We start from the raw sequence: 8,385 nt of genomic DNA, 5'->3' as shown, positions 1-8,385 counted from the left end.
CTTGGCTATCGAACGCCGGCAGAGGTCTTTCGAAAGAAACTGCTCGCGCAGATTCGTTATGCTGGTTAGTTTGGCCGACCCCGCAAGTCGCGCTTCAACATGAACTCACACGGCTATTTAGTAATGCGACAGTTGGGCCAGTTAGAGATGCGACAGTCTCGCCTCCTCGCCCACCTCCCGGCACCGGAAAGATGGACGCACCCGTGCGTCCCGACTGACCATATTCCCGACTGTCTTTCCGGCAATCGGATCGACGGTTTAGCGTTGCCTTAAAGAAACTGTGCAAGGATGCAAGCCTGTCATTCACACCGGCGACCTGATGAAGTTTCGAAGAAATACAAAGATAATTCGCAGACTCGCGGGCTCCCTGCTGAGCCATGCGAGCGCATTCGCTCCGGCACTATTTGCGGCCATTATCGCAGCCATCGTCGTCTGGGTGGCAACGAACTGGCGGCTTGAGCGGTCGTTGGCCGACGAACGCTCGGTTGTTGCCGGCGAGCTTGCGACGATGTCATCTCGACTGCAGACGAACCTCAATAGCAATGTGAAGCTGTTGCAAGGTTTGGCGGCGGGTATCGCGGTCGATCCGGCGATGGGCCAGAGCAGATTTTCCAAACTTGCCGCGCAGATTCTGCAGCCAGAGTCACAATTGCGAAGCTTCGCTGCAGCGCCCGACATGGTGGTCCAGTGGGTCTATCCGGAAAAAGGAAACGAAAGGGCCATCGGACTCGACTACCGTAAAAATGAGAAGCAACGGGCCGCCGCGATGCTGGCGCGTAACACACACAATATCGTCCTGACTGGCCCGGTGGAGCTTGTCCAAGGCGGAACCGCTTTCGTTGTCAGGTGCCCGGTTTATATCGACGACGGAAACAGCCAGATCTTTTGGGGTCTGCTTTCGGGAATCATCGATATTCCGAGGCTATACCGGGATAGCGGTCTCACTTCGACCGACCTGGAGATCGCTATCAGCACGACGCCGGAGCCGACTTCGGCCAAACAGGTCTTTCTTGGCAACCTGGAAACTTTTGGGAAGAAACCGGTCGTCGCCTCCGTCGATATGACGTACGGCCGGTGGTCCATCGCCGCAATTCCCAGGCATGGATGGGGCCAGAACAACGGCATCGGCACTTTTGAGCTCTATGCCAGTCTGTTGGCCTTGTGTGTCGTCGCGCCGATCGTCTGGGTCGGCATTTTGACCAAATCGCGCCAGAAGACCATCGAGAAACTTCGCCTTCACAAGAGCAAGCTTGTACGAGCGCGACAGAGGCTGGAGCACCTATCACTGCATGACGCCCTCACCGGGCTACCCAATCGGCGGTTTGTCGACCAGATGATCTCGCAGCCGCCAAGGCCCGATCCGCAAGACCGCCTGATCCTTATCCATATCGACCTTGACCGGTTTAAAGAGATCAACGACACGAAGGGGCACGCCGGCGGCGACATGGTCCTGCAAACAACGGCTTCGCGGCTTGCCGACTTGACCGGCCCAAACGACGTCGCGGCGCGCATCGGCGGAGACGAGTTCGTCTTCGCCAGCTGGAGCAGTAATCCCGAGCCTAAAGCAATCGAATTGGCCAGGCGGATTGTCGACACGCTGCAGCAGACCATCTTTATCGACGGAGCCGGTTATGTGGTCGGCGCAAGCGTCGGTGTCGCCTGGGAGACTGAACGCGCTCGCGACCGGGATCTCGGTCAGCTGCTTCTGAATGCCGACTTGGCTCTGTACGAGGCGAAGAAAGGCGGCCGCGGCCGCGCCGCCGTTTTCACCGAAGAGCTTCGCAGCGCCGCCGTTCATTCAAAAGAACTGGCGGATGAATTCAATCAAGCGCTCGACCGCGATGAACTCGTTGCATTCTTCCAGCCGCAGTTCAATGCAAACACGCTCGAGATCGCAGGCGTCGAAGCGCTCGCCCGCTGGGATCATCCGCGAAAAGGTCTGCTCGGCCCGAACGCGTTTCTCGATGCTGCGGAAAGACTGGGGCGCAGTGGCGACATGGACAGGCTGATCCTGCAAAAGGCGCTGTTCGAGCTGACACGATGGGACGGTTTGGGAATGCAAATCCCACGGGTTTCAGTCAATATTTCAGCGCGCCGGCTGGCGCAGACAAATCTGCTCGGCGAGCTTTCCGCGCTTCCCGCAGCAAAGGGTCGCCTGTGTTTCGAGCTGCTCGAAACGATCTCCTTCGATGAGCTTCAGCCTGCCCTCAATGAGGTCATTCCGGCAATCAAAGCGCTCGGCATTGAAATCGAGATCGACGATTTCGGAACGGAACATGCCAGCATCGTCAGCTTGCTTCGATTTGAGCCGCGCAGACTTAAGATCGATCGAGAAATCATCAAGCCGATCATCGCCTCCCCCTCGCAACGCCGTCTGGTCTCCTCCATCATCGAAATCGGCCGGTCGCAGAACATCGACATCGTTGCCGAGGGCGTGGAGACAATGGAGCATGCGAAGATCCTGAAAGATCTCGGTTGCCACTTGCTGCAAGGTTATGCCCTGGCCCGACCCATGACCTCGGATCAGTTGATCGAATTTTGCCGGATGAAGGGCAAGGGAACGGCAATGAAAAGCCGATAGCCTCGGCTGCATTCAAAGGGTGATCGTTATTCGCCGCGTGTTTGTGCTTGCGAGCTTTCGTTAGCAGGTTCATTCTTATCTCTTGTGAAGCCCGCCGGCTGACATGGCCGTAGCACATCGGGTTTCGTGAGATGCCAGCGATGGACTGCGCCGGCTGCGGTTTCGATATTCAAAGCGGTTTTGCTTTCTGTCCGCGATGCGGCGCAAGGCAGCCCCTCTCCTGCGCCGCCTGCGGCTATGCGTGTCAGCCCGATTTTGCCTTCTGCCCAAAATGCGGTGCATCGATCTCAGCTAAAGCCCCGCCTGCGCCGAAGCCGCTTATTGAGCTCGTGCCGACGAAATCCGACGGCGATGCCGACCGGCGGCCGGTGACGGTCCTCTTTGCCGATCTCTGCGGCTTCACCACGCTGAGCGAGCAGATCGACCCCGAAACCATGCGGGTGCTGCAGAACGAATTGTTCGAGGAGATGACCCGGGCGGTGGAAGCCTACGGCGGCTTCGTCGACAAGTTCGTCGGCGACGCGCTTCTGGCGCTGTTCGGCGCGCCGGTTGCCCATGAGGACGATCCGGTGCGGGCGCTTGGCGCCGCACTTGATATGATCGACCGGGCCGCCGCGGTCGGCACACGCTGGCAGTCGCGCGCCGGGGTACCGCTGCGGCTGCATATCGGCATCAACAGCGGCCCTGTCGTTACCGGCGGCTTCGGCGCGGTCGGCGCCAAATCCTATTCCGTGACCGGCGATACGGTGAACACGGCCCAGCGGCTGCAATCCATGGCCGGCGAAAACGATATTCTTGTCGGTCCGCTGACCTATCGCCTCACCCGTCACGCCTTTGCCTTCGACAGTCTCGGCGCGCAGACCTTGCGCGGCAAGAGCGGAAACGTTCTCGTCCATCGGCTGACCGGGCTGCTGGAAACGCCGCATACTGCGCGCGGGCTCGAAAGTTTCGGCCTTCAGGCGCCGATGATCGGACGGGATGCGGAATTGTCGCGGCTGCTCACCTGCCTGGATCTCGCCTGCGACGGTGCGGCGCAGCTTGTCCGCCTGATCGGCGAAGCGGGTATCGGCAAATCGCGGCTGGCCACCGAATTCGTCGGGCTCGCCGCGAATGCGACCCGTTTCCCCGGCCTTGCCATCCGCAAAGCCACCTGCTCGCCCCTTGGCGAACAATCATACGGCACCCTCGCCGCGGTCGTGCGCAGCGCCTACGGGATCGGCGAGCGCGACGACCGCGACAAGACACGACAGTTGTTGACGACGGGGTTTCGAGCACTCGATCTGACGCAGGACGATATCGACGGGCTCCTGCCGCTTTTTCTGCATGTGCTCGGCCTCGGTGATCCCGACGGTGCGTTGCGGCACATCGAGCCGGAGCAGTTGCGGCGGCAGATCTTCTACGCGATCCGCACCGTCTTCGAGCGGCGGCTAGCGCAAGGCCCTCTCCTGCTGGTCATCGAGGATCTGCATTGGGCGGACGCGGCTTCGCTGGAAGTGCTTCGCTTCATGATGGACCGGCTGGAGCGCAGCCGGCTGATGCTGCTTGTGATCTACCGGCCGACAGCGCAGACCGACCCGCTGAACTCCAATCGCGTCAACGTCACCGTCCAGCGTCTTGGCCCACTCGCTGCTGCCGACGGGCAGAGGCTGCTTGCCGCCTTTTTTGGCGAGGCCCATGGCAAGCTGCCGGTCGCAATGCGCAAACGCATCCTCGACCGCGCCGGCGGCAATCCGCTCTTCATCGAAGAAATCCTGCGAGGACTGATCGACATGGGCACATTGCATCATGACGGTGAGCGCTGGCATGTTGCGGCGGACGACACGGATGTCGCCATCCCGGTGACCCTGCAAGCTCTGTTGCTTGCCCGCGTCGATCGTCTGCCGCAGGAAATCAGACGGTTGGCGCAGGAGGCGGCGGTGGTCGGCCCGAAATTTGATACCGCGCTGCTCCGCGCCGTCGCCACCGATCCGGCCGCCATCGATGCCGCACTGGACTATCTCTGCGATGCCAATATCGTCGAGGAATTGCGTGGCCCCGATGCCGGCGGGTCACCTGGCTATCGCTTCAGTCAGACATTGATGCATGACGTCATCTATCAGAATCTGCTGCTGCAACGGCGCATGGAGCTCCATGGCAGGATCGGCCGAGTTCTGGAGCGCCAATATGGCCTGGCGCCCGAGCGTCCCGAGCATCTGGCGCAACTCGGCCATCACTTCAGCCTGACCACCGACAAAGCCAAGGGCGCCGCCTACCTGATGGCGGCGGGCGATCAGGCGCGCAAGACCTATGCCAATGACGATGCAATGCGCCTCTATCGTCAAGCTCTCGCAGCCTTCGCTGACGAGCCCGAGGTGACGCCGGAGCAATTGGCGCTGCTGGAACGCCTTGCCGATCTCTGCGGCCCTGCCGGCCGCCGCGACGATGCCTTGAGCCATTATCAGCAGGCACTTGCGGTCCACCGCGCTAATGACGACCGGATCGCCGCAGGAAGGATATTGCGAAAGATCGGCCGCCTGCATCTCGATGCGGGGCGCCGCGATCAGGCGGAGACGCATTGCGCCGCGGCGGAAGCGATGATCGCGACGATCGATGCGCCGGTCGAACATGCCCACCTGCTGCAGGAGCGCGGCCATCTGGCCTTCCGCATGGGTGATCAGGCCGCCGCCGCCGAGTGGGCGACACAGGCGCTGCAATGCCTGCAGACCCTGCCGATCGACGGAACGACCGAGGCCGGCCGCGAGGCAGCCCGGGCGATGGCCGAAGCGTTGAACACCAAGGGTGCGGCGCTCGCGCGCCTCGGACGCCGGCGCGATGCCGTGCAGGAAGTGGAGCGCAGCCTCTCGGTCGCCGAAAAGGCCGATCTGCAAAGCGCCGCCTGCCGCGCCTATTCCAATCTCGGCGTTCTCTACACGATCGTCGATCCCGCCAACGCCATCACCATCTGCCGCCGTGGGCTGGAGGTCGCAACCCGTATCGGCGATCTCGGCTTCCAGGCGCGCCTTCTCGCCAATCTTGCAGTATCCTGCTGCACCTTCACCGATCGCTGCGCGGCCGAAGGCGTGCCGGCGGCGGAAAAGGCAGTCGAAATCGATCGGGCGCTCGATCAGCGCGATCATCTGTCGGTGCCACTGATCGTGCTCGGCCAGATTCATCAATGCCATGGGCAGCCGAAGCTAGCTCGTAAGTATTACGAAGAAGCTCTTGAGGTTGCTAAGGAAATTGACGAGCCGCAACTGCTCTTTCCGTGTTATGATGGCCTGGCGACGCTGAGCCTCGAACATGACGATATGGACGAAGCGGAACGGTATTTCACGCTGGCGCAGGATGTTTGCATCCGCCACAACCTGGATCCAGGTACGCTCGTCGTCTTGCCGTTTCTCGACTAAAGGGTTCGCATCCGCTGATCGCCTGATATCGAATATATCAAGCGATTCAAATATATAAAGGGAGGAACGAACAATGCAGGAGAACCACGCCGATCGACCACTACAGCCTGGAGATCGCGCGCCCAACGTGGTGCTGGATGCGATCACCCGCCAGGGCAAGATCGCCATCGACGATTTTCGCGGCCAGAAGCCGGTGCTCGTCGGCATCTTCCGCGGCCTTCATTGCCCCTTCTGCCGCAGGCAGATCGCCGCCATGGCCGAACTGACCGACGCATTGCAGGAGAAAGGCATCGACAGCCTGACCGTCGTCAATACCCCGATAGAGCGCGCCCGCCTCTATTTCCGCTACCATCCGCTTCCCAACCTACTGGCGGCCTCCGACCCCGAACGGGTGTCGCACCGCGCCTTCGGCCTGCCGCGCGTTCACTTCACCGAAGCCGAAAACGAGTGGCCGCACAAGGTCAGCAAGGACACGGTGATGTCGATGCGCGTCGACATGCCGGGCGAGCTTCCCGAACCGATGAACCCGATGGCGGCGATGGAAATTCTCGACAGGGCCGACGGCTACGAAATGACAGAGGATGACAAACGGATGCTCGTCCCCGGTGAAGGCCAGCTTGTCGGCGAATTCCTGCTCGATCGCGATGGCGTCGTGCGCTGGTGCTTTACCGAAGTCGAGGAGGCCGGCCGTCATATGTTCGGCGTTCCCGCCCCTCGGGAAGTGATGTCGGCAGCGGCCAATATGGCGGTCTGAAGCGGCCGCCCTAAATCACCTGATCCGGAATGCGAAGCCGGCGCCCGCGGTCGGCGAAGGCGTGTCCGGGCGGCCTCTTGTCGAGATCCGGACATCGCCGCGCCATCCATGGCACGCTCGCCGGCCGTGAGTGCTGCGGCGGATTAATCCGGAAGACCGGCCTTGCGGTAGCCTTCTACGAAATGGTCTAGCGTGCGAGCGTCGCGAAACGGTTCGGTCGCCGCCCAATGGCGGATGGAAAAGCCGGGGTTGGCGACAAGAAAGAGTTCGGTCTCCGCCTGCGCCTCGTCGAGCCGGCCGAGCTGAGCAAGGCTTGCCGCCAGGAAACGGCGCGAGCTTGTGCGATACGTCTCGTCGCGGCGCAACGTCTCGACGGCGGCCGCATATTGCCCGGCCGCATATTGTGCCTGGCCGAGCGTGAGATAATACCAGCTTGCCGGAAACGGGTTCAGCCGGAATGCCTTGCGAATCTGCTCAAGCCCCTCCTCGACCCGCCCTGCTAGGACGGTAACGTCGGATAATGCCGCAAAGGTATCGGCCTCGTTCGGGTCAAGTTCGATCGCCTTGGCGAACTCCGCATCCGCCGCGGCAAAATAGCGTTCATAGGCAAGAAGGTAGGCCAGCACCCAGCGGCAGCCGGCATCGTTGGGGTCGATCGCAACCGCCTTGCGCGCTAAGTGTAAGGCGATGCTGCGGCTCGCTTCCGTCGGCCCGCCGCTATGAACCCACCCCATCCAGTGGTTCATGGCCAACCAGCGATAGGCCTCGGCATAGTCGGGGTCGAGGACGACTGCGCGGGTCAGCATCAGATGCGCCTCCTCAGCCGCCTGCGGGGAATCATCCATCAGCTTGCGCGCCCGCACGCAGAGATCGTAGGCCTCAAGACTTCTGGGCCGATGGCGCGGCGGCGGGGTGCGCAGCCGGCCGAGCAGCGCCTCGACGATCCTGGCGGTCACCTCGTCCTGAACGACGAAAATATCGTCCATGCTACGATCGAAGCGTTCCGCCCACAAATGAGTGCCGGTGACGGTGTCGACCAGCTTGGCGTTGACGCGCACGCGCCCCGCGGCGCGCCTCGCACTGCCCTCCAGCAGGTAGCGTACGCCGAGCTCCTCGGCGATCTCCCGTACGTCAACCGCCCTGCCCTTATAGGCGAAGGCCGAGTTGCGGGCGATGACGAACAGACCCGGCATTCTCGAAAGGTCGGTAATCAGGTCCTCGGTCAGCCCGTCCACGAAAAAGTCCTGTTCGGGATCGTTGCCGATGTTCAGGAAGGGCAGCACGGCGATCGATGGTTTGGCAGGCAGCGGCAAGGTCTTTCGCTTCACGCCGCTCAGCCGCTGCATGGCACCCGTGAAGCGGTAGCCGACGCGCGGAACCGTTGCAATCCATTCGCCGCCGTCGGCAGCGGGGCCGAGCAGCTTGCGCAGCTGCGCGATCTGGACGGTGAGGTTGCCTTCCTCGACCGACATCCCGGGCCAAGCCGCGTCCATCAGCTCGGTCTTGGCAAGGATTTCGCCGGATCGCCCGACGAGCGCCGCAAGCAGCTTCAGCCCGCGATGGCCAATGGCAACGGGTTCATCATTCCGAAGGAGCGTTCCCGCCTCCGGATCAAGCACGAACGGACCAAACGCAAATCGCAATCCCTGCATAGAGCGGATCTA

General features: G+C 61.9%; 4 protein-coding genes. 3 read left to right on the top strand and 1 reads right to left on the bottom strand.

The features are described 5' to 3' along the window. Positions 1–319: 319 nt before the first annotated feature. From A7X77_RS15395 to A7X77_RS15385, 3 genes are all read left to right on the top strand, one after another. Entirely contained in the window at positions 320–2,581 is a 2,262-nt protein-coding gene (locus A7X77_RS15395; protein ID WP_064683731.1) for a bifunctional diguanylate cyclase/phosphodiesterase, read from the top strand. Positions 2,582–2,721: 140 nt separating this feature from the next. Next, entirely contained in the window at positions 2,722–5,967 is a 3,246-nt protein-coding gene (locus A7X77_RS15390) for an adenylate/guanylate cyclase domain-containing protein (protein WP_064683730.1), read from the top strand. A 73-nt stretch (positions 5,968–6,040) separates the two neighbouring features. Then, positions 6,041–6,721, top strand: a complete 681-nt coding sequence (locus tag A7X77_RS15385) for a peroxiredoxin-like family protein (protein WP_064683729.1) — start codon at positions 6,041–6,043, stop codon at positions 6,719–6,721. A 143-nt stretch (positions 6,722–6,864) separates the two neighbouring features. On the opposite strand, the gene A7X77_RS15380 is transcribed toward A7X77_RS15385, so the two are convergent. Further along, positions 6,865–8,373 carry a winged helix-turn-helix domain-containing tetratricopeptide repeat protein gene (locus A7X77_RS15380; protein ID WP_064683728.1) on the bottom strand — a complete coding sequence of 503 codons (1,509 nt, stop codon included), beginning with the start codon at positions 8,371–8,373 and terminating at the stop codon, positions 6,865–6,867. Between the last annotated feature and the right edge of the window lie 12 nt (positions 8,374–8,385).

This window comes from Rhizobium bangladeshense (assembly GCF_001662075.1).
GTDB classification, from domain to species: Bacteria; Pseudomonadota; Alphaproteobacteria; order Rhizobiales; family Rhizobiaceae; genus Rhizobium; species Rhizobium bangladeshense_B.
Note: the sequence above shows the minus strand (reverse complement) of the source record. Positions and strands in the feature narration are given on the sequence as shown.